Origin of the sequence: Paenibacillus sp. FSL R7-0333 (assembly GCF_038000365.1) — a bacterium.
GTDB lineage: Bacteria > Bacillota > Bacilli > Paenibacillales > Paenibacillaceae > Paenibacillus_AQ > Paenibacillus_AQ silagei.
The window spans coordinates 4,449,119-4,473,581 of sequence record NZ_JBBOBZ010000001.1 but is presented as its reverse complement, the minus strand read 5'-3'; the positions used below and the strand labels follow the sequence as shown (position 1 = coordinate 4,473,581).

The following is a 24,463-nucleotide window of genomic DNA, read 5'->3' as shown; positions in this document are numbered from 1 at the left end:
GAGAGACTCCACGCTCTCTTCATTAGGAACGATTCTACTATTATGAGGTGAAATTCATGGGCAACAAGACAATGTTTGAGAAGATTTGGGATAATCACGTTATTCATCAGGAAGAAGGCAAGCCGAGCATTATTTATATCGATTTGCATCTCGTTCATGAGGTTACTTCTCCGCAGGCGTTTGAAGGGCTGCGTCTGAGCGGCCGTAAAGTCCGCCGTCCGGGACTTACCTTTGCGACAATGGATCATAACGTGCCTACCAAGGACCGTTACAATATTACCGATCCGATCTCCAAGCAGCAGATTGATACGCTCTCGCAGAACTGCCGTGATTTCGGCGTAAGATTGTTTGACCTGAATGATATTGACCAAGGTGTCGTTCACGTCATGGGACCTGAGATTGGCCTGACCCATCCCGGCAAGACGATTGTCTGCGGGGACAGCCATACCTCCACACACGGAGCCTTCGGTGCACTGGCCTTCGGGATCGGCACCAGCGAAGTGGAGCATGTGCTTGCCACCCAGTGTCTGCAGCAATCCAAGGCCAAAACCATGGAAGTGCGCTTCATCGGCAAACGTAATCCGGGTGTGACTGCCAAAGACATGATTCTCGGCGTAATTGCCAAATACGGAACGGACTTTGCAACTGGCTATGTTATCGAATATACCGGCGAAGCTATCCGTGAGCTGTCGATGGAAGAGCGCATGACCGTCTGCAACATGTCGATTGAAGGCGGAGCAAGAGCGGGCCTGATCGCACCGGACGAGACAACCTTCAACTATCTGCGCGGACGTCAATATGTGCCGCAGGGTGAAGCGTACGATGCCGCCGTTGAGACCTGGAAGGGCCTTGTTAGTGACGAAGGCGCCCAGTATGATACTGTGGTCGAATTCGATGTAGAAACACTTATCCCGCAGGTTACCTGGGGAACTAGCCCTGGTATGGGAACGGATATCAACTCCACCGTACCGAACCCTGCTGATTTCACTACCGAGAATGAACGCAAAGCAGCCGAGAAGGCGCTTGAATATATGGATCTGGCTCCCGGTACACCGATCTCCGAGATCGGAATTGATTATGTCTTCATCGGCTCCTGCACCAACGGCCGGATTGAGGATCTGCGGGCTGCGGCTGAAGTAGCCAAAGGCTATAAGGTATCTGACAAAGTTACAGCTATTGTTGTGCCAGGCTCCGGGCGCGTGAAGATGCAGGCCGAGAAGGAGGGTCTGGATAAAGTATTCACCGAAGCTGGATTTGAATGGCGTGAAGCCGGCTGCAGTATGTGCCTGGCGATGAATCCGGATGTTCTGCAGCCGGGCCAGCGCTGCGCTTCTACTTCTAACCGTAACTTCGAAGGACGTCAGGGACGCGGAGGACGCACGCATCTGGTCTCTCCTGCCATGGCGGCTGCGGCAGCCATCAAAGGACGCTTCACGGATGTGCGTGACTGGAACTACAAGACGGAAGCCGTCAACTCATAGAATAATTGAGAGAGCAGGAGGATTCAGCAATGGAAGAATTCAAGAAGTTAACAGGAATTGTAGCCCCGGTAGACCGGGTTAATGTAGATACGGACGCGATTATCCCCAAGCAGTTCCTGAAACGGATCGAGCGCACAGGCTTTGGACAGTTTTTATTTTACGAATGGCGTTTTGATGAAGCAGGGAATGACAATCCGGCATTTGAGATGAACAAACCGCGTTATGAAGGAGCCTCTGTGCTGATTTCCCGCGCGAATTTCGGCTGCGGCTCCTCCCGGGAGCATGCGCCTTGGGCCATCATGGATTACGGGTTCAGAGTGGTCATAGCGCCATCCTATGCCGACATTTTCTATAACAACTGCTTCAAGAACGGCATTCTGCCGATCAAGCTCTCGGAGGCCCAGGTAGACGATCTCTTCAGCCGCACGGCAGAGCATGAGGGCTACACGCTTACAGTGGATCTGGAGAACAACAAGCTGAGTGATGAGTATGGTCTGGCCATCACCTTTGAGCTGGATGAGCACCGCCGCCAGTTCCTGCTGCAGGGGCTGGATGATATCGGCCTGACACTTCAGCATGCCGATGAGATTGCTGCTTATGAAGAGCGTCATGCAGCCAAGCTTTTTGCCTAAGAGCTAAGTTAAGTTAGCGGCTGAAGCATATTTATTCTTAGTATTTACACAAAACTTCTATTTCCGGGTGTCGGAAATAGAAGTTTTTTTGCTATAATCGAGATATTATTGCCTGCGAAGGCAACTTTTGGGGATTATTGTCGTCTTAATCTTATCTGCAAATCTATCAATGGACCAAAGGAGAGGAAAGGATGAAGAAAGCCGGACAACGGGTGTTGCTTCTACTGCTGCTGCCATTGCTCCTCCTGTCATTCGCCGGCCACAAAGCTGCGGCAGCCGGAACAACCCCCGGTAAGATCGTGATGGACAGCAAGGAGCTTGCACTGCCCAAGGGGGTAATCCTCGAGAACGTGAATGGAAGCGTTATGATTCCGATCCGTGTAGTGGTGGAGAATCTGGGCTTCGAAGTGCTGTGGGAACAGAGCAGCCGCAAGGTAACTGTCCAGCAGGACGGCAAATCCGTACAGCTTGCAGTCGGTAGTACCACCGCACAAGCCGATGGAGTGAACCTGACGCTCAATGCTGCACCTAAGCAGAACGGCGGGACGGTACTGGTGCCTATCCGCTTTGTCAGTGAGCAATTTGGTCTTAGCGTCGGGTGGGACAATACGGATAAGACGGTGTACTTGAGCGGAGGGATAACGGATACAGCGCCAGTCGCTTCAGATCTGCTGCCGTCAGCCACCCCAGCTCCATCAGAATCAACCGAAGCGGCTCCAGGGGCAGTTCAGTCCCCGTCACCAACCACTCCGCCTCAGAGCGGCACAGAGACTCTGGAGGAATTGGACGGAAGTGTTATAGTTGCTCCGACTCCGCCAGCTACATCCCCTGTAGTGAAAGGGGCGGTATTCAGCGAGAACCGGCTGATTGTAGCCGCTGCCGGAGGAGCCAAGGCTACGGTTACGAGAGTTACCGGACCCGATCGGATCGTAGTGGATTTTGCCGGAGCGGCATTTGCCCCTGATTTCAGCGGGAACTTCCCGGGCGTATCTACTGGAGGAAGTCCGCAGGGCAAGCTGGATGTGAGCGGCTACCCGCTTGTAACTGAAATACGTTATGCATTGTTCAGTACGAATCCCCCGACGGTCAGGTTCGTAATCCAGACTACGGGCTACCAGAATTATCAGGTAAGTACAGATGAGAGTACAGGACTAGTCACAATCGATCTCAATGTAACAGGCAGTGAAACGGGGGCACCGGTGAATCCGGGATTCACCGGAAGACCGATTATTGCGCTTGATGCCGGACACGGGGGGAAGCAATCGGGCGCGGTTAGTCTTACAGGCAAGCTGGAAAAGACCTTCAATCTCGCGGTCATCCTGAAAGCCGGAGCTATTCTGACGCAGGAAGGCTGGGCTGATGTCGTCTACACCCGTACATCGGATATTACATTGGGTCTTCAGGATCGTGTGAAGATTGCCCAAGCGGCGAATGCTACGCTGTTCGTATCCCTTCATGCGAATTCACTGGATGTATCCTATCCGAACCGCAGCAAAGTTAACGGAAGTGAGACGTACTATAGCCGCAGTGAGAGCCTGCCGCTTGCCGAAATTATGCAAAAGCATCTGGTAGCGGGAACCGGCTTCAAAGACAATGGCGTCCGCTCGAAGAGTCTGCATGTTACCCGGGAGACCCGGATGCCTGCGATTCTGCTGGAGGCCGGGTATCTGACCAATGCGGGGGATGAAGCAGGCCTGTATAGTGAACAGCTCCAGAATAATCTGGCCCGCGAAATCGCAGCTGGAATTAAGGAATATCTTGGTTTGTAACACTGCATAAGCGGAGTTGTCTGTAACCGCACTACATACCTTTTAGCTATAGGGAATACACAGACATTTCCACTTTGGTTGGGATTTATTCGCAACTTTTAAGTTCTAAAGGCGTCTACACTATGTCGAAGGTTGTCAGTTGGCATGCCATCAAGAACGCTCGATTGGGGGCGGAATACTAGAGTCTTAGAGGTGAAGAATGAAGAAATTTGCTTTTATGCTGTTGCTGCTGCTCTTTGTTGTGGTGCTGCCAGGGCATGGACAAGCCGCTGCTGGCCAGAACAAGATCTTCCTGGATGGCCAGGAACTGAATGCAGGACAAGACGTTCCGGTGGAAAATGTAAATAACTCCATCATGGTGCCGCTAAGAATGATCGCTGAGAACCTTGGATACAAGGTGGATTGGAATCAGACAAGCAAGACCATCAAGATTGAACAGCAGGGAAAGACCATTCAGCTGATCGTAGATCAGACTGCGGCATCCGTCGATGGCAAGACGGTAATTATGTCAACGGCCCCTCTCCTGCGGAACGGCACGACACTCGTACCGATCCGGTTCATTGGTGAGCAGTTCGGACTTACGGTCAAATGGGATAACACGAAGAAGGTAGTAGATCTTATTACCCCGCCCGTTTCCGAGCCTAACATTGACCCGGGACAAAGTAATGGGGACGGAGGGACGGTTGTAGTGCCGCCGGGAGAACCCTCAAGCAGCGTGAGCATGATCAACGGCATCAGCTTCAATGAGAACCGGTTCACGATTGCCATAGACGGCAATGCCGAGCCTAAGGTCTCTAAGATCAGCGGACCGGACCGAATCATCGTTGATCTGCCGAATGCCACGTTCTCGGATATATTCGGAACAGGACAAATACTTGATCCTGACCTGAACGGGAACCTGACAGTTACGGATTATCCGGATGTCTCCGGTATCCGCTATTCGCTGTATAGCACTAATCCTTATACTGTCCGATTTGTAATTGATCTTAATACCCCAAAAAATTATAGCGTAGAGGTATCGGGAGATTCCTCCAAGCTCATTGTCATTGATTTGAACGCACAGGATCCAGGCGACACTTCAACGCAGCCCGGCAACAGCGGGCGTAAGCTGGTTGTGCTCGATGCCGGACATGGCGCGAAGGATTCAGGGGCTGTAGGCGTTACCGGCAAATATGAGAAGAATTTCAACCTGGCTGTGATTCTGAAGGCGGCTGCGCTGCTGCGGCAGGAGAACAAGATTGACGTGGTACTGACGCGCAGCGATGATACCTTCCTGGAACTGAAGGAAAGGGCGGCAATCGCCAATAACCTCGGTGCAGATTTGTTCATATCCGTTCATGCCAACAGCAGCGGATCAGCGGCTGCGAGCGGAACGGAGACCTACTATCAGCGGGACGCGAGCAAGGCTCTGGCCAATGTGATGCACAAGTATCTTGTGCAGGCGACCGGGCTTAGCAACAGGGGAGTGCGTTACGGCAACTTCCATGTGATACGCGAGACGAAGATGCCTGCGGTACTGCTTGAGGTGGGCTATCTCAGCAATAAGAAAGACGAGGCTCTGCTGTTCACTGAAGCACTGCAGAACAATGTAGCCGCATCGATGGTCAGCGGAATTAAAGAGTATCTCGGGATTCAATAACAACGGGCGGCAGCAGGGGCCGCAGAGTCGGATAAAGACCCTATATTGCGGTCAAAAGGACTTTGCGGTCCCTCCTGCCCATATTCATCTGAGGGGGTTAATCAAATGAACAAGAAATTGACATATGCAGGGATCGCTGCGCTGCTGCTTCTCGTAATTTCGGGCTGCGGCGATAAACCTACTGCTGCACCGGGCGATGCGTCCGGTCAGGATTCAACCTCGGTATCCAGCGGCGCTGAAGGAAACAATGCCGGGAATGACAGTCCCGCTAGTCCCGCTGCCACACCGGCAGCTACAAGCACGCCTGAGCCTGCAGCAACGGTCACTCCGGCGGCTACGGAGGCACCAGCAGTGCCTGAGAAGCAGAGCCTTAAGATCAAGACGTATTATACAGACCTGCAACAGAACGACTTGGTTCCTGCTGATGTCTCCATCACCTTCAAGGATGCGGAGGAGAAATATAAGGAAGCCTTCAAAACACTCCAGAAGAGCGATAATGCTGACCAGATTCCGCTGTGGAACAAGATTGAACTGAAATCACTAGAATTCTCCAATGGACAGATTGTGATGGATATTCATAAGCCGGATGAGGCACAGCTTGGTGCAGGCGGCGAGGCTCTGGCGATCGGCGCATTGTCCCAGATGTTCTTCCAGTTCGATGAAGTGAAGAATATCGATGTGCTGGTAGACGGAGAACAGGTGGAGAGTCTGATGGGGCATGTGGATCTTGTGCATCCCATCACACGCGAGAATAACGGATTGTAGGCTATTTGGCAGGAATAAGCCGGATGGCTAACGAAATTAACAACATAGAAATCCAGATAAGCCATAGAGAGGGGAATATCGAATTGTCCGGTCCAAAACGATTAAAGCGTACGGTTCAATCTTATTCTGTAAAAGCGGTATCTGCCGTTCTGGCCGGTGCGATGGTGCTTGGCGGGGCAGGCGCTGCCTTTGCCGACAACGCTTCAACCGGAGCAACCGTTGCTGCAGCGACTTCGCAGACGGCTGCAACTGGTTCAGGGATCTTCAGTGATGTCAAGACGGGCTTCTGGGCCGAAAAGCATATCTATAAGCTGGCAACTCAGGGAATTGTGGTCGGCAATAACGGCCTGTTCCGTCCTGGCGATTCTGTGACCCAGCAGGAAGCGGTGCTGATGGCGCTGCGCTTCATGAAGCTGCAGGGAAATGTGAACACCAGTACCGAAGTTGCGCTGCCTAATGATTTCCTTGTTACGAACTATTATAAGCCATATGTAATCCTGGCCTTCCAGCAAGGACTGCTGGATAAGACCACGGAGATGGCTGCAGATAATCTAAAAAGCTCGTGGGGCGAGCGAAAGGCCAGCCGTGAATGGGTCGCTGAGCTGTTGATCCGTGCGCTTGGCCAGAGTGCATCCGCTTCTGCGGCTGCGGGCCGGCCGACAGGCTTTGCAGATGATGCCAAAGTGTCCGCGAACAAACGCGGCTATATTAACACAGCGGTGGAGCTGGGACTGGCTAACGGGCTAACCGGCAACCGCTTCGATCCGCAAGGCGCTGTGACCCGTGCACAGCTGGCTACCTTCTTCAGCCGTGCTGAAGCGCATAATAGCCTGGAATACGACAATACGTTCAAAGGAACAATAAGTGCTCTCAAGGACGGCAAGCTGGGATTGTACACTAACGGCAATACGCTGGAATTCACTTTGAATGCCAATACCGCCTACTACACCAGTACTTCCGAGAATCGCATTACATTGAACGAGATTCAGCCCTATACGAAAGTAACTGTAATTGGAGCCACCTATAGCGCAGCATATGTAGAGCTGACAGACCCGGCAGTTCAGGTTGAGCAGGCGGAAGGTGTGTTCACCAAGCATACGCCGGGTATCATCTGGGTCGATTCCGCGAACGGATATGATCAGTATCCCTACGATTCAGGCACGGCCTTCCTGGATGTGAATGGAGCCGTTATTCAGCCTGCTTCGATTACCGCCGGCAGCAAGCTTACGCTGCTGCGTGAAACCTTCACCGGTTCCCGCAAGGTTGTGAAGGTGCAGGTCACTTCCGGTATTGTGAACAAGACGGCTAAAGGCACGGTTCAAAGCGTTGACACTGCTGCCAAGAGCATTACATTCAAGAATGCCGACGGCACAGTAGAAACCTTCAAATGGGAAGAAGGGACTACGCTGTTCAGCTCCCAGAGCTCTATTATTCAGCCCGCAGAGCTGAAAGCCGGTGCTGCTGTCTCTTATACTATCAAGGATAATGCGATCCGTTCCGTGGAAGTAACCTCGGGAGTGGAACGCATAGTGAAGGGCTTCATCTATGAGCTGACAGATTCAACAATTGTCTATCAGAAGAGCGATGGCACCCGTGAGGTCAATCTGCTTGCTACTAATCCGGCCATTGTGATTCCGAATGCTGTAAGTCCGGTGATGGCTGACCTGATTGCTGACAAAACAGGCGGAGACAATGTGCAGCTTACGCTGAACAGCAATGATCAGGTGACCAAGATTGAGGTGCTGAGCCGTCAGATTGAACAGTACGCGGCTGCTACCGTTGTGGATTATAACACCAAGACCCAGTACCTGACCTTCACGGACAATAACGGCAAGGCTCATGTAGTCAAAATGGATGAGAAAACAAAGATGTCGTACGGCGGACTGCTTACCACTTCGCTGACCACGATGGGGTCCAGACTGGTTGAGAACCGCAAGATTGATGTGACCTCCATTAATGAGCGTGCAATGTCTGTTGATTTGACGACCAAATATTCCGGCACGCTGACGGCTATCAATACTTCGGCCAGAACGATTGTGTTCAAGCTGGGCAACGGACAATTGCTGACGATGTCTTATCCGCAGGCCATTGAAATGTTTGGCAAAAGCGGGGCAGTCATCACCGATGTTCCGCTCAATGTGCCGGTAACGGCAGTGCTTGCCAGCAATCAGGAGCTCATCTCTGTGCTGCGTGTGAACGGGTCGTCCCAGTTCGAGATTGCTACCATCAATGCGGGCACTAACAAAATGACCGTGAAGCTTGAGGGTGGCAGCAACAGCAGCGAGCTGAACCTGGTGAATGTGCCGCTTACCAACGAAGCAGGCCAGAAGATCGCGCTGACTGAGCTGAAGGCCGGAGATTTCGTGAATCTCAGCTTCGACGGTTCCACACCGCTGTCCCTGCAGTCGGTGAAACAGGTTGCCGGACAGGTAACGGCAGTGGATGCCGCAGCAGGTACGTTCACCGTGAAGGATTATACGGGAGCCTCCCAGCCTTTCACTGCGGGCAGCGGAGTGAGGATCCTCCGGGACGGGGTTGCAACGAACGCTCTGAGCGGACTTACCACAGCAGACCGGGTATTGGTGCGTAAGGATGCCAGCGGTGTAGTGATCATCTCCGTGTTCAGTCAGTTGAACCGGACGTTCGCCCGTTATGAGAGCGCAACGAATGAAATATTGACCAAACGCGCCACGCTGACTGATAATTATACGTTTGGGCTTGCCCCAAATGTATATATTCATCAAGGTGACACGACTTTATCCGTGCAATCTCTCAAAGAAAATGATAATATTATAATGTATTTCAACAACGGCAAGGTTGTAGAAATTGTGAAACAATAATCGTTTTGGTGATTTTCCGTGTGAAACACCGTCTTGATCCTTGGTTTTGCCTTGGATCAAGGCGTTTTTTTTGAAATATAAGGGCAGCAGGGTGTTCGCTTGAACGCTATGAAAGTATACGATATAATGTATCTTTGCTTATATTTCTTCAGATTTGAGAAGATATGCTGTAAGAGAACTTGCAGTCATACCTGCTCCGTGGAGGGGACGCTATGAAAGCTGCAGAGGTCCGCCACATCCTGGACACTATCGGAGGCATGTTCCCTGATGCACATTGTGAGCTGAATCACAGCAACGCTTTTGAGCTTACAATAGCCGTGCTGCTCTCAGCCCAATGTACGGATGCAACAGTGAACAAGGTGACCGAGGACCTGTTTCAGAAGTACAAGGCGCCGATCGACTATATCTCAGTGCCGCTGGAAGAGCTGGAGCTGGATATCCGGCGGATTGGTCTATTCCGCAACAAGGCCAAGCATATTCAGAACCTCTGCGCAATCCTGATTGAGCAGTACGGGGGTGAAGTGCCGCAGGCCCATGATTTGCTGGTAACCCTGCCTGGTGTCGGACGCAAGACTGCCAATGTGGTCGTCTCCAATGCGTTTGGCGTTCCGGCGATTGCCGTGGATACTCATGTGGAACGGGTAGCCAAACGGCTCGCACTTGCGGGCTGGAAAGATTCGGTGCTGGAAGTGGAGAAGAAGCTGATGAAGGCGGTGCCGCGTGACGAATGGACGCTGACGCACCACCGGCTGATCTTTTTCGGGCGATATCACTGTAAGGCTCAGAATCCCGGGTGCCAAATCTGCCCGCTGCTGGATGTATGCCGGGAGGGCAAAAAACGTATGAAAACTGCTGTAATCAGGAAAGCTAAGGATCATACGAAAGCTAACCAAGAATTAGAGAAGAAGAGGATGGGATAGAGATGAAGTGCATTTCTGTATATACTGATAATTTTGAAGCGTTCTCTGATATTTTTGACCGCGTTGTGGACAGCCCGATGGAAGAGAACGAAGAGCAGGAAGTGGAAGGCATCACAATCAGCCATTCCGGCGATGTGCCTGAGTTCTACCTGGAGCGTATGTCCGCGAAGCCAGAGGTTGTCGTAATGAAAGACAAATCCCGTGGCCTGACCATTCTACAGCACGGCAAAGTCTTTGAAATCCTGCTTCCCGTGCTGGAAACAGCTTAATTCGGTTGGAGTTGATTAGAGAGGTTGTCCCATAGCCATGAAGTGGCTGACGGGGCAGCCTCTTTTTTTGACAGATAAGAATTTATATGTTTTGGGGTTCACGCAAAGTACCTAAGTCATCACCTACGCTAAAGCCCCACTTTGTGGGGTTATTTTGCGAACCCATATAAGCAGGATGTGCGGGCGAGATTGGAAAGCCATCTGCGAAATCTTGTTTTTCGTGAAGGTTTATAGCTGATTTTGTAAATGTGGACATTTGATTTGTGACGATCTGATGATAAAATATAATTGTTCTATTCTTGCAGTGAGATAAATCATACAAATGTAATAATAATGAAAGAAGCTATAGATTGCAGCGGAGGCGGGGATGTTGTGGGAGCAGAACGGGAAAGAGTGAAGCAGGTTACAGCGGGGTCATCAGCGCTTAGACTGCTTGAGGAGCGGCTGAGGCAATGGGGAGAACAGAAGAGTGCGCAGATCGTAGCGGATCTAAAGGTCAAGGAGCAGGCGGATGAGCTGACACTCGCATTCTGCGGACATTTCTCGGCGGGGAAGTCGAGCATGATTAACAAGCTCTGCGGTAAGGCCGTGCTGCCTTCGGGTCCGGTTCCAACCAGCGCCAATATTGTATCGATCCGCAGCGGAGCACCGCAGGTGCTGCTCCATCCGGTGGACGGAAGCACCGGAGGGAATCCCGGGGTGATCCAGACTACGCCTGACCGGCTTCAGGATTACTGCCGCCAGGGGACTGAATATTCAGCGATAGAGGTGTGGGAGGATGTCCCGGTGCTGGGTAATCACGGGGTACTGATGGATACTCCCGGCGTAGATTCGACAGACGAGGGCCATCAGGCGGCGACCCGCTCGGCGCTGCATCTGGCGGATGCGGTGTTCTATGTGATGGATTACAATCATGTACAGTCGGAGAATAATCTGGCGTTTGCCAAAAGCCTTAGCGACTGGGGTAAGCCGCTGTACCTGATCATTAATCAGATCGATAAGCACAGGGAGCAGGAAATTCCGCTGGAGGAATACCGGCAGCAAGTGGAAAGCGCTTTCCGGGAATGGGGGATTCATTCTACGGGACTGTTGTTCACTTCGCTTAAGGTGGAAGAGCATCCGCTGAATCAGTGGAAAAATCTGCTGGCGGTGATCTCCGGTCTGCTGGAGAAGCGGCAGGAGCTGCTGGAGTACAGCTTGTCCCGCTCCATGCATCATACGGCGGATGCTGTCCTGGCGGATTATCGTGAGCAGCAGGAGGAGGAGCGGGCGGCGCTGCTGGAAGAGACAGGCGGTTCAGCGGCGGAAGCTGTGGAAGCAGAGATCCGGGCAACGATGCAGGAGGAAGCATCGCTGGAGGAGCTGCCTGAAGAGGCGCGGCTTGAGCTGCGCAGCAGGTTGGACGCCTTGCTCGGCAACACGAATCTGATGCCGGCTGATCTGCGGGACGCGGCGGGCGCATACATCGAGAGCCTCCAGCCGGGCTTCCGGCGCGGCCTGTTCTTCACTGCTGCGAAGCGGGAGAAGGAGCAGGGAGCGCGGCTGCTGCACTGGCACAGTCTTCAGCAGAGAGAGATCACTGCCCAGCTGGAGTGGCACACTCTTCAGCTGGTGCGCGAGTGGGCGGAAGGCCTGGAGCTGTGGCAGGAGGAGGCGGAGCCGCTGCTGAAGCAGGCCTTCCCGGCGGTGAGCCAGCAGTGGCTGGCGGATCAGGTGAAGCCGGGGACCGGGGCTTCGGGCGAGGCGCTGCTTAATTTCTGCCGCACGCTTGCGGCAGAGCTTAAGGCGCAGTTCCGCCGCGCGGTCCTGGCCTTCGGCGAGCCGCTGCTGGATGCGCTGCCGCCGCTGGTGGAGGAGCGGCGCGCGGAGCTTGCGCACCGCGAAGCTGCCCTGCGGCGGCAGGCTGCGGCCCACGCCGCGCTGGCCGCCCTGGACCGCGCGGCTGCCGCCCGCGCGGACGCCCTTGCGGCGCTGCTGCCGCCGCGCCGCACCCTCACCCCCGGCGCGCTGCCGGGGGTGCCGCCCCTGGCGGCTGGCGCGCTTAGCGCCGCCAGCCCGGAACCGCCGCCGCGCGTGGCAGCGGCGGCAAGCCCTAACGCCGCCCCGGCCTGGGCGGCGGGAACGGCAACGCCGGCGGGCGGGCGCCGCCGGCTGACGCAGGCCGCTGCGGCGCTGCACGCGGCGGCCGGGGTGCTGCGGAGCGAGCCGGCCATGGCCTCGGCTGCGCGCAGCCTGGCGGCGCGGGCGGAGGACCTCGCCGGCGGCCGCTTCACGATGGCGCTGTTCGGAGCGTTCAGCGCCGGCAAATCCTCCTTCGCCAACGCCCTGCTGGGCGAAGAGGTGCTGCCCGTGTCGCCGCATCCGGCAACGGCTGCCGTCGGGCGGATTCTGGCGCCGGAGGGCGGCTTCGCCCACGGGACGGCGGCCATCACCATGAAGCGGGCGGAGGAGGTCTGGGAGGACATCCTCCATTCCTTCAGCGTGCTGCAACTGCCGACGCCGCAGCACGACTCGTGGACCGCAGCCGTGGCCCGGCTGCAGACCGGCGGGCTCCATCCGTCCGCGCTGCCGCATGCCGGCTTCCTGCGGGCAGCTGCCGCCGGATGGGAGGAATCCCGTCCGCTGCTCGGAACAGAGCGGACGGTCAGTCTGGCCGAATACCGCAGCCTGGTCGCAGACGAGAAGCGCGCCTGTTTCGTGCAGAGCACGGATCTGTATTATGACAGCCCGCTGACACGGAGCGGCATTGTATTAGTGGACACGCCAGGTGCGGATTCCTTGCATGCCCGGCACACCGGTGTAACCTTCGGTTACATGAAGAATGCTGATGCTATCTGCTTCGTGACCTACTATAACCATGCCTTTTCCAAGGCTGACCGCAGCCTGCTTGCCCAGCTGGGCAGAATCAAAGACAGCTTCGCGCTCGACAAGATGTTCTTCATCATCAACGCCGCAGACCTCGCAGCGGACGAGGCGGAGCTTGAAGAGGTGAAGCAGCATGTGGCGCAGAATCTGCGGGCTGGAGGCTTGACCTCGCCGCGGATCTACAGCGTGTCCAGCCTGCTTGCGCTGGAAGGTAAGTCAAGCGGAGCGGCGGAAGCCTACGAGGCCTCGGGATTCGGCAGCTTTGAAGCCGCACTCTCCGCGTTCGCCGGTGATGAACTGCCGGGACTGTCTCTGGCAGCAGCCAGGGACAGTCTAAGCTCGGTGCGTGGGCGCGCGGAAGAATGGCAACGCCTTGCGCTGATGGAGGCAGACCAGCAGGAGGAAGGAATGAAGCAGTTCCGCCAGCGCCGGGAAGCGGCGAATCTGCGGCTGGCCTCACTTGCTAAGGAAGACCGCCCGCTCCGGGACCTGCGCCGAGAAGGTGCGGAGCTGCTCTATCATGTCCGGCAGCGGATTGCCTTTTCCTTCGGGCGTTCCTTCCAGGAGTCCTTCCATCCCTCCATTCTCCGGGAAGACGGAGGGAACCTGAAGGACATCTTCATCGCCTGCGGGCGGGAGCTGGAGCGCAGTATTCTGCGTGAACTGGAGCAGGAGCTGTGGGCAACGACCCTGCGGCTGGAGTCGGCAGGGCGCAGATTCGTGACCCAGGCGGCTACAGCGGCTGCAGCCGAGCTGTCCATCCCGGATCAGGAGCTTCAGCTGCTGGAGAATCCGGATGAGCGCTGGCCGGCACCGGCGAAGCTGGACTGCGTACTGGCTCCGCTGGACTGGGCCGGACTGTGGAGCCGCTTCAAATCTCCGCGCCACTTCTTCGAGGGGCCGGGCCGGGCAGAGATCCGCGCGGCTGCCGAGCCGTGGTTCAAAGAAGCGGTGGCTGCGGCGGCGCAAGGACAGGAGGACTCTCTGTTGACATTCTATACCGATGCAGCAGCAGCCGCCTTATCCCAGGCTGCAGATCAGCTGCGTGAAGGCCTGTCCGAACAGGAGGCAGCCATGTCGGCGCTGCTGAAAGGGGGTGATGGTGCGCAGCATTGGGGCCGGATCGCCGAAGAATTACGGCTTCAGGAGCAGGCTTTCGTCGTTGTATAGGAAACTATAGTTTCCTCCTGTTGTGGCCAAGGTGTGCGTAAATTTGTGGTTGGGAGTTTTTGAATGATGCATAGAGTGACTTTGTGGCTGAATGTGGCTGAAGACTCGCCGTGAGGAGCAGGAGCGTATCTGATCTCACCTAAAGGCGGAATGGATGTGAAAAACAGCATACATTGTGCCGGAGCGCAGGTAATCCCATTCATCCGTTAGGATGAATTTGTTCAATGCACTTGATAACATATCCTTGTATTTCTCAATGAAATGGTGCCGCCCCTAAAAGGGACAGTAAAACCGTTTTCACAAGTCTGTTGAACAGCCATCTGTGAAGTTTGTAGGAAAATGTCGAAGAACGCTTGCAATCTGGTGTATGATGGATGAAAATAAAGAAGACTGAAAATTTACAATCAAACTGCGACATTTTACAGAAACAGAGAAGTCAGCAGACAAATTTGCGAAAAGAGGTTGGAGTCGACAATGTGGGGAGCTCCTTTATCAGCCCGGAGTAAAAAGCTGCTGCTGCTCGGCAGCGGTGAACTGGGTAAGGAAGTCATTATCGAAGCTCAGCGCCTTGGCGTAGAGACCGTAGCTGTGGATCGTTATGAAGCGGCACCTGCGATGGGCGTGGCCCACCGCTCTTATGTACTGGACATGCTGGATGCAGAGGCACTGAAGCAGCTTATCCGTACAGAGAAGCCCGATTTGATTGTACCGGAGATTGAAGCCATTGCTACCGGGGCGCTGGTGGAGCTGGAGGAAGAAGGATTCCTGGTTGTTCCTACTGCCCGTGCGGCACGGCTGACCATGGACCGCGAAGGCATCCGCCGTCTGGCGGCAGAAGAGCTGGGCCTGCCTACAGCAGCCTACCGGTTCGCTGACAGTCTGGATGAACTGCGCCAGGCCGTGTCGGAACTGGGAACGCCTTGTGTCATTAAGCCGATCATGAGCTCTTCCGGCAAAGGCCAGAGCGTGTGCAGAACACATGAGGATGCGGAAGGCTGCTGGAATACGGCGCTCGAAGGCGCTCGTGCGAAGGGAACACGCGTCATCGTGGAGGCTTTTGTTACGTTTGAGAGCGAGATCACACTGCTTACCGTCCGTTCGGTTAGCGGAACTGTATTCTGTCCGCCGATCGGCCACATTCAGCAGGATGGCGATTATGTAGAGTCCTGGCAACCACATCAGATGAGCGGGGCGCAGCTGGAAGAGGCTGAGGCCATCGCCCGGAAGGTTACCGATCAGCTTGGCGGTTATGGAATTTTTGGTGTGGAGCTGTTTCTCACCGCGGATGGGGTTCTGTTCAGTGAAGTGTCCCCCCGGCCGCATGACACAGGTATGGTTACAATGATTACGCAGGATTTGTCGGAATTTGCTCTGCATGTCAGAGCCATTCTTGGATTTCCGCTGGAAGCGGTACGTTTGTTGACACCGGGAGCTTCGGCCACCCTGAAGACTGATGGAGCCGGACAAGCTTTTGCGGTGACCGGGATTGAAGAGGCGCTGGCCCTTCCCCGCACGCAGGTCCGGATATTCGGCAAGCCGGAGATCCGCCCAGGACGGCGGATGGCAGTAACACTCAGTTCAGCGGAAGATATTGAAATCGCGCGGATGACGGCCAAGCAGGCTGCGTCTAAGCTACAAGTGGAGGTATACAAGGATGAACAGTAGTACTCAGGAGCAGGTACTGCAAATTCGCAAATGCGGCATGAATGATCTGGAGAGAGTGACAGCCCTTTTGCGTGAATTCGGCTATCCGACAACGCTTAGCGTGATGAAAGAGAGAATGGAAGGCATGGAGCATGATCCGTTCCACTGCACACTGGTCGCAGAGCTCAATAACGAAGTTGTGGGAATGATCGGTTTACGGCAGGTGAAGTCCTACTACAAGCATGCCGATTGTATTACGGAGATTACCGCGCTGATCGTAGCAGAGGAGCTTAGAGGACAAGGCCTTGGCAAAAGACTCGTAGCTGCAGCGGAAGAATGGGCACGCCATCAGGGCTGCTGCCAGCTGTTCCTGCGGAGCGGCAATCGCGTTGAACGTGCACCTGCACATGCGTTTTACCGCCATATCGGCTTTGAAAAGACAACAGGCTACCGCTTCAACAAAGCCCTGCTATAATCCTATACGTGTACCGAACATCCCCATCCCGGCGTAATCGGGATGGTTTTTTTTGGAGATAGCGCGGCAACCCCGCCGCAGCTTGTCGGGAATGCTCCCCGTTTCGCCTTCTCCCCGAGGCTCCCCCCGGAATTTAGTGGAAAAAGAGCATCTATTTCGCCCGAAATTCCCGTGTCCAAACTAGCAGTTGGAAAAAGTACATCTATTCGTCCATAATCCCCGTATTATGAGTAAATCCGCAGAAATAAATGTCATTTATCCACTTGAAATAGCCTAATTGGTTAAAATAATCAAATTAAGTATACAAAATCCACTTGTTAATTATATGAGTAGCACTTGCCCTAAAATATGTACATAATTTCCCCTTGCGTTATATCAGGGCACGCTATATAGTGAATTGCTCCTATTGATTATAGTTGTCACTACAGTTGTCCCTAAATCAGTCACTATAGTGTTTCCCAAGATCCGCAGCCTTCTCTATATAACCATAGATCGGGCCATTTGAATCAGCTATTATAGTTCTGTGAACCTCCATATTCTATGCCGAAGAGGGATGAAGCATGTACAAATTAATACTCGCCGAAGACGAGGAAGATGTAAGAGAAGGCATTATCGCCCAGATTGACTGGGAGCAGTACGGCTTCGAGGTCGTGGAGCAGGCCGAGAACGGGCGGGAGGCGGCGGATGCGATCGACCGGCTGCTGCCGGATGTGGTCGTTACCGATATCCAGATGCCCTTCATGAATGGCCTGCAGCTCGCAGAATGGATACGCAGCCGCCATCCGAATACGAAGATTATCATTCTGACCGGCTTTGATGAATTCGAATACGCCCAGAAGGCGATTAAGCTGCAGATTGATGAATATATCCTGAAGCCCTTCTCGTCCCAGGAGCTGATTGATGTGCTGCTTAAGGTTCGCGCCACGATCGAGACCGAGATCGCCGAGAAGGAGAATGTGTTCGTGCTGAGCGAGCATTACCGTAAGAGCCTGCCAGTCTTGCGCGAGCAGTTCCTCTCCACCTTGGTGTCCCGCCGTCTGCGCTCCGCAGAGATCGCTGAGAAAAGCACAGAGTACGGCATCCCCCTCACCGGTGAATTGTTCCAGTCCTCTGTAATCAGCATCGATTATATCCGCCCGGACCATTCTTCCGCCGTTCAAGCTCAGCGGCCTGTCTCCCTGCGGGATACCGGCGACCGTAATCTCCAGCTCTATGCTGTGCTGAACATCGCGGAGGAGATCTGCCAGAAGCATGGCTTCGGCAAGGTATTCATCCACCGGGATGATGTTGTGCTGCTCTCGGTCAGCCAGAGCCCGGAGGAGAGTGACATCACTGCCAGAACCTTCGCCATTCTCGAAGAGATCTGCCAGAATGTGCAGCGCTTCCTCAAGCTGACCGTAACTGCCGGGGCCGGAACCGTCTGCAAGGCACCGTCCATGCTGTTCCATTCCTTCGGGGATGCGCTGCAAGCGCTTGATTACCGGCTGATCCTCGGCAACAACCGGGTCATCTGGATTGAGGATGTGGAATCGCGGTCCAGCCGGATGCTGGACTATGATGAGCTGACCCAGCAGTCGCTGATCCGTACGATCAAGCTGGGCACCATTCAGGAGCTACGGGAAGTAGTGGACGAGCTGTTCCGGGGACTGGATACGGAGCAGGTCTCGGCGCAGGATTATCAGATTTTCCTGCTGGAGATCATCACCTCCATTCTGCGGGTGGCGAAGGAATCCGGGAGCGGAACGAATGATTTTATCGGACCCGGCCTGACCTCGCTTAGCGATATGAACAAATTCAACAACCTGGAAGAAGCCCGGCAGTGGATTATTACCGTATGCAGCCGGCTGATGGATTCCATCGCCTCGGAGCGCCAGTCGAGCTACAAGCAGCTCATTGACCAGGCTAAGGAATATATCCGCAGCCACTATGAAGAATCCGATATGTCCATCGGCAGGGTATGCCATCATCTGCATATCAGCACAGGCTATTTCAGCAGCATTTTCAAAAAAGAAATGAAGATGACCTTCGTCAGCTATCTGCTGCAGATCCGGCTGGAGGCCGCCAAGGAGCTGCTGCGTTCCACCGAGCTGAAGGCGTTCGAGATCGCCGAGCGGATCGGCTTTGCCGACCCGAACTATTTCAGCTTCTGCTTCCGCAAGAAATACGGACAATCCCCCAAAGAGTATAAGAACAGCGCGCGGGGAGAATAGCCATGAACAAGCCGAGGGGTTATTTCTTCCCGCTGCGGCCGGGGTCCCGCAAGAGCGGCAGGCTGCGCCTGTCCTCGAAGCTGCGGAGCATTCAGCTGATCATCACGCTTACGTTCATGGCGGTGACTGCGGCGGTGGCCGTAATCGTTAGTATTATGCTGTACGGCAAGTTCGCCAACACGGCCGAGGAGAATGCCAATCTCAACATGCAGCAGATCATCGAGCAGGTGAACTATAACCTGGAGCTGTATGTGAAGGGGATGGGCAGTATTTTTGCGACCGCCGAGAAGCAGATTACCTCTACGCCCTCCATCGATTCCCCGTTGCTCTATGAACGGATGGATACCCTGATGAGCAGCCGCGAGGATCTGGTGTCCGTGGCTGTTTTTACACCCCAGGGGAAGTATGTGGTTGGGACGCCGGGGCAGACGATGCGCATGAACACAGGGCTTGAGAGCCAGAGCTGGTTCACCACAGCCAAGCGTACCTCCGAGATCTCCTATTCCGCCCCGCATATCCAGAATCTGTTCAAGGGCAGGTATACCTGGGTAGTCTCCATCTCCAAGCTGATTCAATACAGGGAGAACGGGGAGCTGAGAACCGGTGTGCTGCTGCTGGACTTCAACTTCAGAACGATTGATGAACTGAGCAAGCAGGTCAAGCTGGGCAAAAGAGGCTACGCCTACATCCTCGACCCGCTCGGCAATATCGTCTACCATCCGCAGCAGCAGCTCATCTACGCCGGGCTGAAGTATGAGAATGTGGAGCCGGTGCTGGAATACGCCTACCGCAGCTATCTGGACGAATCGACCGGGGAGAAGCGGTTTATTACCGTACGCACGCTGGCGCAGACCGGCTGGAAGATTGTCGGGGTCGCCTATTACGATGAGATTGTCACCACCAAGCGGGATCTGAACCAGTTCCTGGCGTGGTTTCTTGGTGTTGTTCTGGTCTGCGTCATTGCGGTGTCGGTCTTCCTGTCCTGGCTGATTGCCAGTCCGATCCGCAAGTTGGAGCGTACTGTGAAGCAGGTGGCGGAGGGGGATCTGAATACGCCGATTAACGTTAGCGGAGCCTATGAGGTAGAGCAGCTGTCGAGGCGCTTCAACATGATGCTCCAGCGTATCCGCCAGCTGATGGAGCAGATCATTTATGAGCAGGAGACGAAGCGGAAGGGTGAGCTTGAGGTGCTGCAATCGCAGATTAACCCGCATTTTCTGTACAATACGCTGAATTCGGTCATCCGGCTGGCAGAACGCGGCAAAACGGATGAAGTCGTCACCATGATCCAGTCGCTCTCCAGATTCTTCCGCATCAGCCTCAGCAAAGGCAAGAACATTATCACCATCCAGGAAGAGCTGGACCACATCCGCCATTACCTGGTGATTCAGAGCTTCCGCTTCAAGAATAAATTCCGTTATGAGATCACGGCGCAGGAGGAGGTCCTAGAGTGCCAGACCATCAAGCTCATTCTGCAGCCTATCGTGGAGAATGCGCTCTATCACGGGATCGAAATGCTGCCGGACGAGGGGCTGATCTCGATCACCGCCGGGCTTCAGGACGGGCTAATCCTCATCAGGGTCAGCGACAACGGCCTCGGGATGTCCAAAGAGACGGTGAACGGCATTCTAAGCGGAAGCGTCAAAAGCACCAGCGGATCAGGGGTCGGTGTCCGGAATGTGCACGAACGTATCGGCCTGTATTACGGGCGGGAGTACGGGCTTGCTTTTGAGAGTGAGCTGGAAGAGGGGACGGTTGTGACGATTGTGTTCCCGGCCCTCCCGGCGGGAGAGGCTATGGATGAGCAGAAGGAGGAGACGAACCTGTGAAAAGCCTGCGTGTATGGCTCACCGTGCTGCTGTGCGGCGTGCTGTGGATCTCTGTATCTTCTTGCTTTAACGCCTCGCCAGCTTATATCAGCACCAGCAAGACGCGGAATATCCACCTGATTGTCAAGATGAACAAAGGGGATTACTGGAACACCCTGAAGCTCGGAGCAGAGGCTGCGGCGAAGGAATTCAATGTCAATCTGACCTTCAAGGCGCCCGATTCGGAGAGTGATATTGAGGAGCAGGTCGTCATGGTGGAGGATTCTATCCAGGAGAAGGCGGATGTAATTATACTCGCGGCCAGCAGCTATATGGGACTGGCGCAGGTCGTGGATCAGGCGGCGTATTCCCGAATTCCGGTGATCTCAGTCGATGCGGAGGTCGGCTCGGCCAAGGTTCGGACTTACGTGGGGTCGAACGGGTACGAGGCCGGACAGAAGTCCGCCGAACGGCTGATTCAGCTGCTGGGGGGCTATGGCGAGATCGGGATCATTAACTTCACCAATTCGTCGCTTACCCCGGACTCCGGCAAGACGGGCAGCATCGACTATGGTGCGCGGGATGCAGATGAGCGGGAAAAGGGTTTTTTGAATTATGCCGCCCGCTTTCCTAACGTTAAGGTCGTACAGATCGCCTACACCTCCTCCAGCACCTCCGACGCCGAAAATCTGACCCGCGAGATGCTGAACAAGTACCCCAATCTGCGAGGTATTGCCACCCTGAATGAGATTGCTTCACAGGGCGCGGCCAGGGTGATTCAGGGCCTTAATAGGGATAGTGTGAAAATGATTGCTTTTGACAGCTCGCCCTCCATGATGGAATCGCTCCAGGATGGCACGGTGCAGGCGACCGTCATTCAGAATCCGTTCAGCAACGGGTATCTGGCGGTGAAATATGCCGTGGAGGCACTCGAAGGCATGGATATTCCCGAACGTGTGGACACCGGCACCAAGCTCATCGATCTGGAGAATATGCTGTGGCCGGAGAATCAGAAGCTGCTGTTCCCGTTTGTAAGGTAGCAGAAATTTAAGAATTAAACATTAGAATTTTCATGAAATTGAGTAGGATTTTATATTCGCAACCGTTTTCACGTAGGGCATAATAAGGATGTACCCGGGACACACCGGGATCATCCCAAATAAAGAAATATCCTCAGGAGGTCAATTAGACATGAAAAAAATCACTTCCGTTCTACTTGCAAGTGCATTGCTGGGTGCTGCTCTCGCAGGCTGCGGCGGCAACAATAACAAGGCGGCTGACGCTGCTAACACAGGAACTTCGGCTAACACAGCGAATTCCGGTTCTGCTGAGACTCCGAAGGTCGGCGTAGCGATCTACAAATTCGACGACACGTTCATGACGGGTGTCCGCAACGCCATCGATGCTGCTGCCAAGGGCATTGCCACGGTTGATATCGTAGACAGCCAGAATTCCCAGCCTACACAGAACGATAAGGTGGATCTGTTCATCACCAAGAAATATAACGGCATGCTGATCAACCCGGTAGACCGCACCGCTGCGGGCGTCATCATTGACAAAGCCAAGACAGCGAACATTCCGGTGGTCTTCCTGAACCGCGAGCCGCTGCCGGAAGATATGAAGAAATGGGATAAAGTCTACTATGTAGGTGCGAAAGCTGAAGAGTCCGGCACTATGTCCGGCCAGCTGATCGTGGACTACTGGAAGGCACACCCTGAAGCGGACAAGAACGGCGACGGCGTGCTGCAGTATGTCATGCTGAAGGGCGAACCGGGACATCAGGATGCAGAACTTCGCACCACATATTCCATCCAGGCCATCGAAGATGCAGGCATCAAGGTGGAGAAGCTGGCTGAAGATACCGCGATGTGGGATCGTGTAAAAGGCCAGGAGAAAATGGCCGCCTTCCTCGGCTCACACGGCGACAAGATTGAAGCCGTACTGGCCAACAACGATGATATGGCACTCGGCGCGATCGAAGCTCTGAAGGCTCAAGGCTACTTCAGCGGCGACAAATACATGCCGGTTGTAGGCGTGGATGCAACAGCTCCTGCGGTTCAAGCTTTGCAGGATGGAACGATGCTGGGTACCGTACTGAACGATGCCAACAACCAAGGTAAAGCAGCGATCACCCTGGCCGCTCTGCTGGCCAAAGGCGAAACGCCAACCAAAGAGAACGTAGGCTTCGACATCACGGACAACCAGTTCGTATGGATCTCCTACAAAAAAATCACCAAAGACAACGTAGCAGACGCCAAGTAATCCGTTAACAGGTGCAAGGCTACAGATACGTATCATAGATACCAGTCCCGGAGGGCGCTGCAATGCGCTCTCCGGAATTCCTTACGGGTAGGGAGCAGGATGGAACCGCTGTGCCTCTCATGGAAAAAGAAAAAAAGCGTAGGGGGCGTAACAACATGGCAAATACGGAATTTTTGCTGGAAATGAACGGCATTACCAAAGAATTTCCCGGCGTGAAGGCGCTGGATGGAGTCAGCATTAAGGTTCGTCCGGGCTCGGTTCATGCACTTATGGGCGAGAACGGGGCAGGCAAGTCCACACTGATGAAATGTCTCTTTGGAATCTATTCACCGGATGCCGGTGAGATCTTCCTGGATGGCCAGAAGGCCTCCATCTCCAATTCGAGCGAAGCACTGAAGCACGGCATCTCGATGATCCATCAGGAGCTGCACCCTGTACCTTTCCGCAGCGTGATGGAGAACATCTGGCTGGGACGTTTTCCAACCAAGGGCATCGGGCCGCTTCAGTTCATTGACCACAAAAAAATGTTCACAGACACCGAAAACTTATTTAAAGATCTGGATATCGACCTGAATCCCGAAACACTGGTGGGCAAGCTGTCTGTATCCAAGATCCAATCCATCGAAATTGCGAAGGCGGTCTCTTTTCACTCCCGCGTGATTGTCATGGATGAGCCAACCTCGTCCTTAACCAGCGTGGAAGTGGAGCATCTGTTCCGGATCATCCGGGACCTGCAAAAAAGAGGCGTAGCTATTATCTATATATCTCACAAAATGGAAGAAATCCTGGAGATTTCCGATGAAGTGACGATTATGCGTGATGGTAAAAAGATCGGCACCTGGCCCTCGGCCGAGCTGACCACGGACCTGATTATCTCCAAGATGGTCGGGCGTGATCTGACGAACCGTTTCCCGGAGCGCACCAATGTTCCAGGCAAGGTGTTCATGAAGGTGGAAGGTCTGACCTCACCCGAGCCCAGATCCTTCAAGGATGTGTCCTTCGAATTAAGACGCGGGGAGATTCTGGGTGTCGGCGGTCTGGTCGGCGCACAGCGAACCGAGGTTATTGAAGCGTTGTTCGGACTGCGCGCGGTGAAATCCGGCTCCATCTCGATTGACGGCAAGAAGGTGAAGATTAACTCTCCGCAGGATGCGAAGAAGCACGGGCTGGCCCTGTTGACCGAGGAGCGACGCGTGACGGGGATTTTTCCGGTGCTGTCTGTGCATGAGAACGGCGCCATCGCCAACCTGGACCGCTACAAGACGCCATACCTGCTGCTGAACGGCCGCAAGAAGAAGGTAGAAGTCGATAAAATGATTGAAAAGCTGCGCACCAAAACGCCAACGACCAAGACACAGATTATGAATCTCTCCGGCGGGAACCAGCAGAAGGTGCTGCTGGCCAGATGGCTGCTCACTGAGCCTGAGGTGCTGCTGCTCGATGAGCCGACACGCGGAATTGACGTCGGTGCGAAGTTCGAAATCTATACGATTATTGCCGACCTGGCGAAGCAGGGGAAGAGCATCATCATGATCTCCTCGGAAATGCCCGAGCTGCTGGGGATGTCTGACCGTGTTATGGTGATGTCGGAAGGACGGCTTACAGGAATATTAGAAGGTGCGCAGGCTACGGAAACCGAAGTGATGCGTCTCGCTGCACAGCATTAATCAGGAGCTATACTCACAGGACGGCGAAGACCATAGGGCTGCTGCAA

16 protein-coding genes are annotated in these 24,463 nt (G+C 54.3%); all 16 read left to right on the top strand.

Features of this window, described 5'->3' with window-relative positions; all coding sequences use genetic code 11:
- Positions 1 to 56 precede the first annotated feature (56 nt).
- The 16 genes from leuC (at position 57) to MKY86_RS18800 (ending at position 24,416) form a co-directional block, all read left to right on the top strand.
- Positions 57 to 1,481 (top strand): 3-isopropylmalate dehydratase large subunit, encoded by a 1,425-nt coding sequence (gene leuC, locus MKY86_RS18875; protein ID WP_076079214.1) that lies wholly within the window; start codon positions 57 to 59, stop codon positions 1,479 to 1,481.
- Between the two features lie 29 nt (positions 1,482 to 1,510).
- Positions 1,511 to 2,113, top strand: a complete 603-nt coding sequence (leuD, locus tag MKY86_RS18870; protein ID WP_076079215.1) for a 3-isopropylmalate dehydratase small subunit — start codon at positions 1,511 to 1,513, stop codon at positions 2,111 to 2,113.
- 191 nt (positions 2,114 to 2,304) lie between these two features.
- Positions 2,305 to 3,882 (top strand): N-acetylmuramoyl-L-alanine amidase, encoded by a 1,578-nt coding sequence (locus tag MKY86_RS18865; protein WP_076079216.1) that lies wholly within the window; start codon positions 2,305 to 2,307, stop codon positions 3,880 to 3,882.
- Between the two features lie 199 nt (positions 3,883 to 4,081).
- Positions 4,082 to 5,521, top strand: a complete 1,440-nt coding sequence (locus MKY86_RS18860) for an N-acetylmuramoyl-L-alanine amidase family protein (RefSeq protein ID WP_076079217.1) — start codon at positions 4,082 to 4,084, stop codon at positions 5,519 to 5,521.
- 105 nt (positions 5,522 to 5,626) lie between these two features.
- The gene (locus MKY86_RS18855; protein ID WP_076079218.1) at positions 5,627 to 6,286 is read left to right on the top strand and encodes a GerMN domain-containing protein; all 660 of its coding nucleotides are present in this window, start codon (positions 5,627 to 5,629) and stop codon (positions 6,284 to 6,286) included.
- Between the two features lie 23 nt (positions 6,287 to 6,309).
- Positions 6,310 to 9,126 (top strand): S-layer homology domain-containing protein, encoded by a 2,817-nt coding sequence (locus MKY86_RS18850; RefSeq protein WP_083685051.1) that lies wholly within the window; start codon positions 6,310 to 6,312, stop codon positions 9,124 to 9,126.
- Between the two features lie 212 nt (positions 9,127 to 9,338).
- Complete coding sequence (gene nth, locus MKY86_RS18845) at positions 9,339 to 10,046, top strand: endonuclease III (RefSeq protein WP_036697993.1); 708 nt, start codon at positions 9,339 to 9,341, stop codon at positions 10,044 to 10,046.
- A gap of 2 nt (positions 10,047 to 10,048) precedes the next feature.
- Complete coding sequence (locus MKY86_RS18840) at positions 10,049 to 10,315, top strand: hypothetical protein (RefSeq protein WP_036697991.1); 267 nt, start codon at positions 10,049 to 10,051, stop codon at positions 10,313 to 10,315.
- A gap of 372 nt (positions 10,316 to 10,687) precedes the next feature.
- Positions 10,688 to 14,350: a dynamin family protein gene (locus tag MKY86_RS18835; protein WP_340827341.1), complete on the top strand. Its 3,663-nt coding sequence runs from the start codon at positions 10,688 to 10,690 to the stop codon at positions 14,348 to 14,350.
- Positions 14,351 to 14,824: 474 nt separating this feature from the next.
- Positions 14,825 to 16,015 carry a formate-dependent phosphoribosylglycinamide formyltransferase gene (gene purT, locus MKY86_RS18830; RefSeq protein ID WP_076079219.1) on the top strand — a complete coding sequence of 397 codons (1,191 nt, stop codon included), beginning with the start codon at positions 14,825 to 14,827 and terminating at the stop codon, positions 16,013 to 16,015.
- The gene (locus MKY86_RS18825; RefSeq protein ID WP_076079220.1) at positions 16,005 to 16,469 is read left to right on the top strand and encodes a GNAT family N-acetyltransferase; all 465 of its coding nucleotides are present in this window, start codon (positions 16,005 to 16,007) and stop codon (positions 16,467 to 16,469) included. The genes purT and MKY86_RS18825 overlap by 11 nt, the downstream gene beginning before the upstream one ends.
- A 560-nt stretch (positions 16,470 to 17,029) precedes the next feature.
- The gene (locus tag MKY86_RS18820; RefSeq protein WP_076079221.1) at positions 17,030 to 18,679 is read left to right on the top strand and encodes a response regulator; all 1,650 of its coding nucleotides are present in this window, start codon (positions 17,030 to 17,032) and stop codon (positions 18,677 to 18,679) included.
- A 2-nt stretch (positions 18,680 to 18,681) separates the two neighbouring features.
- The gene (locus MKY86_RS18815) at positions 18,682 to 20,508 is read left to right on the top strand and encodes a histidine kinase (protein ID WP_083685057.1); all 1,827 of its coding nucleotides are present in this window, start codon (positions 18,682 to 18,684) and stop codon (positions 20,506 to 20,508) included.
- Positions 20,505 to 21,527 (top strand): substrate-binding domain-containing protein, encoded by a 1,023-nt coding sequence (locus MKY86_RS18810; protein WP_076079222.1) that lies wholly within the window; start codon positions 20,505 to 20,507, stop codon positions 21,525 to 21,527. Before MKY86_RS18815 ends, MKY86_RS18810 begins: the two co-directional genes overlap by 4 nt.
- Positions 21,528 to 21,678: 151 nt before the next feature.
- Entirely contained in the window at positions 21,679 to 22,749 is a 1,071-nt protein-coding gene (locus tag MKY86_RS18805; protein ID WP_076079223.1) for a galactose ABC transporter substrate-binding protein, read from the top strand.
- Positions 22,750 to 22,904: 155 nt separating this feature from the next.
- Positions 22,905 to 24,416 (top strand): sugar ABC transporter ATP-binding protein, encoded by a 1,512-nt coding sequence (locus MKY86_RS18800; protein ID WP_076079224.1) that lies wholly within the window; start codon positions 22,905 to 22,907, stop codon positions 24,414 to 24,416.
- Positions 24,417 to 24,463 lie beyond the last annotated feature (47 nt).

Coding starts and splice junctions, on each gene's coding strand:
- leuC (WP_076079214.1), top strand. CDS start 57: ATGGGCAACAAGACAATGTTTGAGAAGATTTGGGATAATCACGTTATT.
- leuD (WP_076079215.1), top strand. CDS start 1,511: ATGGAAGAATTCAAGAAGTTAACAGGAATTGTAGCCCCGGTAGACCGG.
- MKY86_RS18865 (WP_076079216.1), top strand. CDS start 2,305: ATGAAGAAAGCCGGACAACGGGTGTTGCTTCTACTGCTGCTGCCATTG.
- MKY86_RS18860 (WP_076079217.1), top strand. CDS start 4,082: ATGAAGAAATTTGCTTTTATGCTGTTGCTGCTGCTCTTTGTTGTGGTG.
- MKY86_RS18855 (WP_076079218.1), top strand. CDS start 5,627: ATGAACAAGAAATTGACATATGCAGGGATCGCTGCGCTGCTGCTTCTC.
- MKY86_RS18850 (WP_083685051.1), top strand. CDS start 6,310: ATGGCTAACGAAATTAACAACATAGAAATCCAGATAAGCCATAGAGAG.
- nth (WP_036697993.1), top strand. CDS start 9,339: ATGAAAGCTGCAGAGGTCCGCCACATCCTGGACACTATCGGAGGCATG.
- MKY86_RS18840 (WP_036697991.1), top strand. CDS start 10,049: ATGAAGTGCATTTCTGTATATACTGATAATTTTGAAGCGTTCTCTGAT.
- purT (WP_076079219.1), top strand. CDS start 14,825: ATGTGGGGAGCTCCTTTATCAGCCCGGAGTAAAAAGCTGCTGCTGCTC.
- MKY86_RS18825 (WP_076079220.1), top strand. CDS start 16,005: ATGAACAGTAGTACTCAGGAGCAGGTACTGCAAATTCGCAAATGCGGC.
- MKY86_RS18820 (WP_076079221.1), top strand. CDS start 17,030: ATGTACAAATTAATACTCGCCGAAGACGAGGAAGATGTAAGAGAAGGC.
- MKY86_RS18815 (WP_083685057.1), top strand. CDS start 18,682: ATGAACAAGCCGAGGGGTTATTTCTTCCCGCTGCGGCCGGGGTCCCGC.
- MKY86_RS18805 (WP_076079223.1), top strand. CDS start 21,679: ATGAAAAAAATCACTTCCGTTCTACTTGCAAGTGCATTGCTGGGTGCT.
- MKY86_RS18800 (WP_076079224.1), top strand. CDS start 22,905: ATGGCAAATACGGAATTTTTGCTGGAAATGAACGGCATTACCAAAGAA.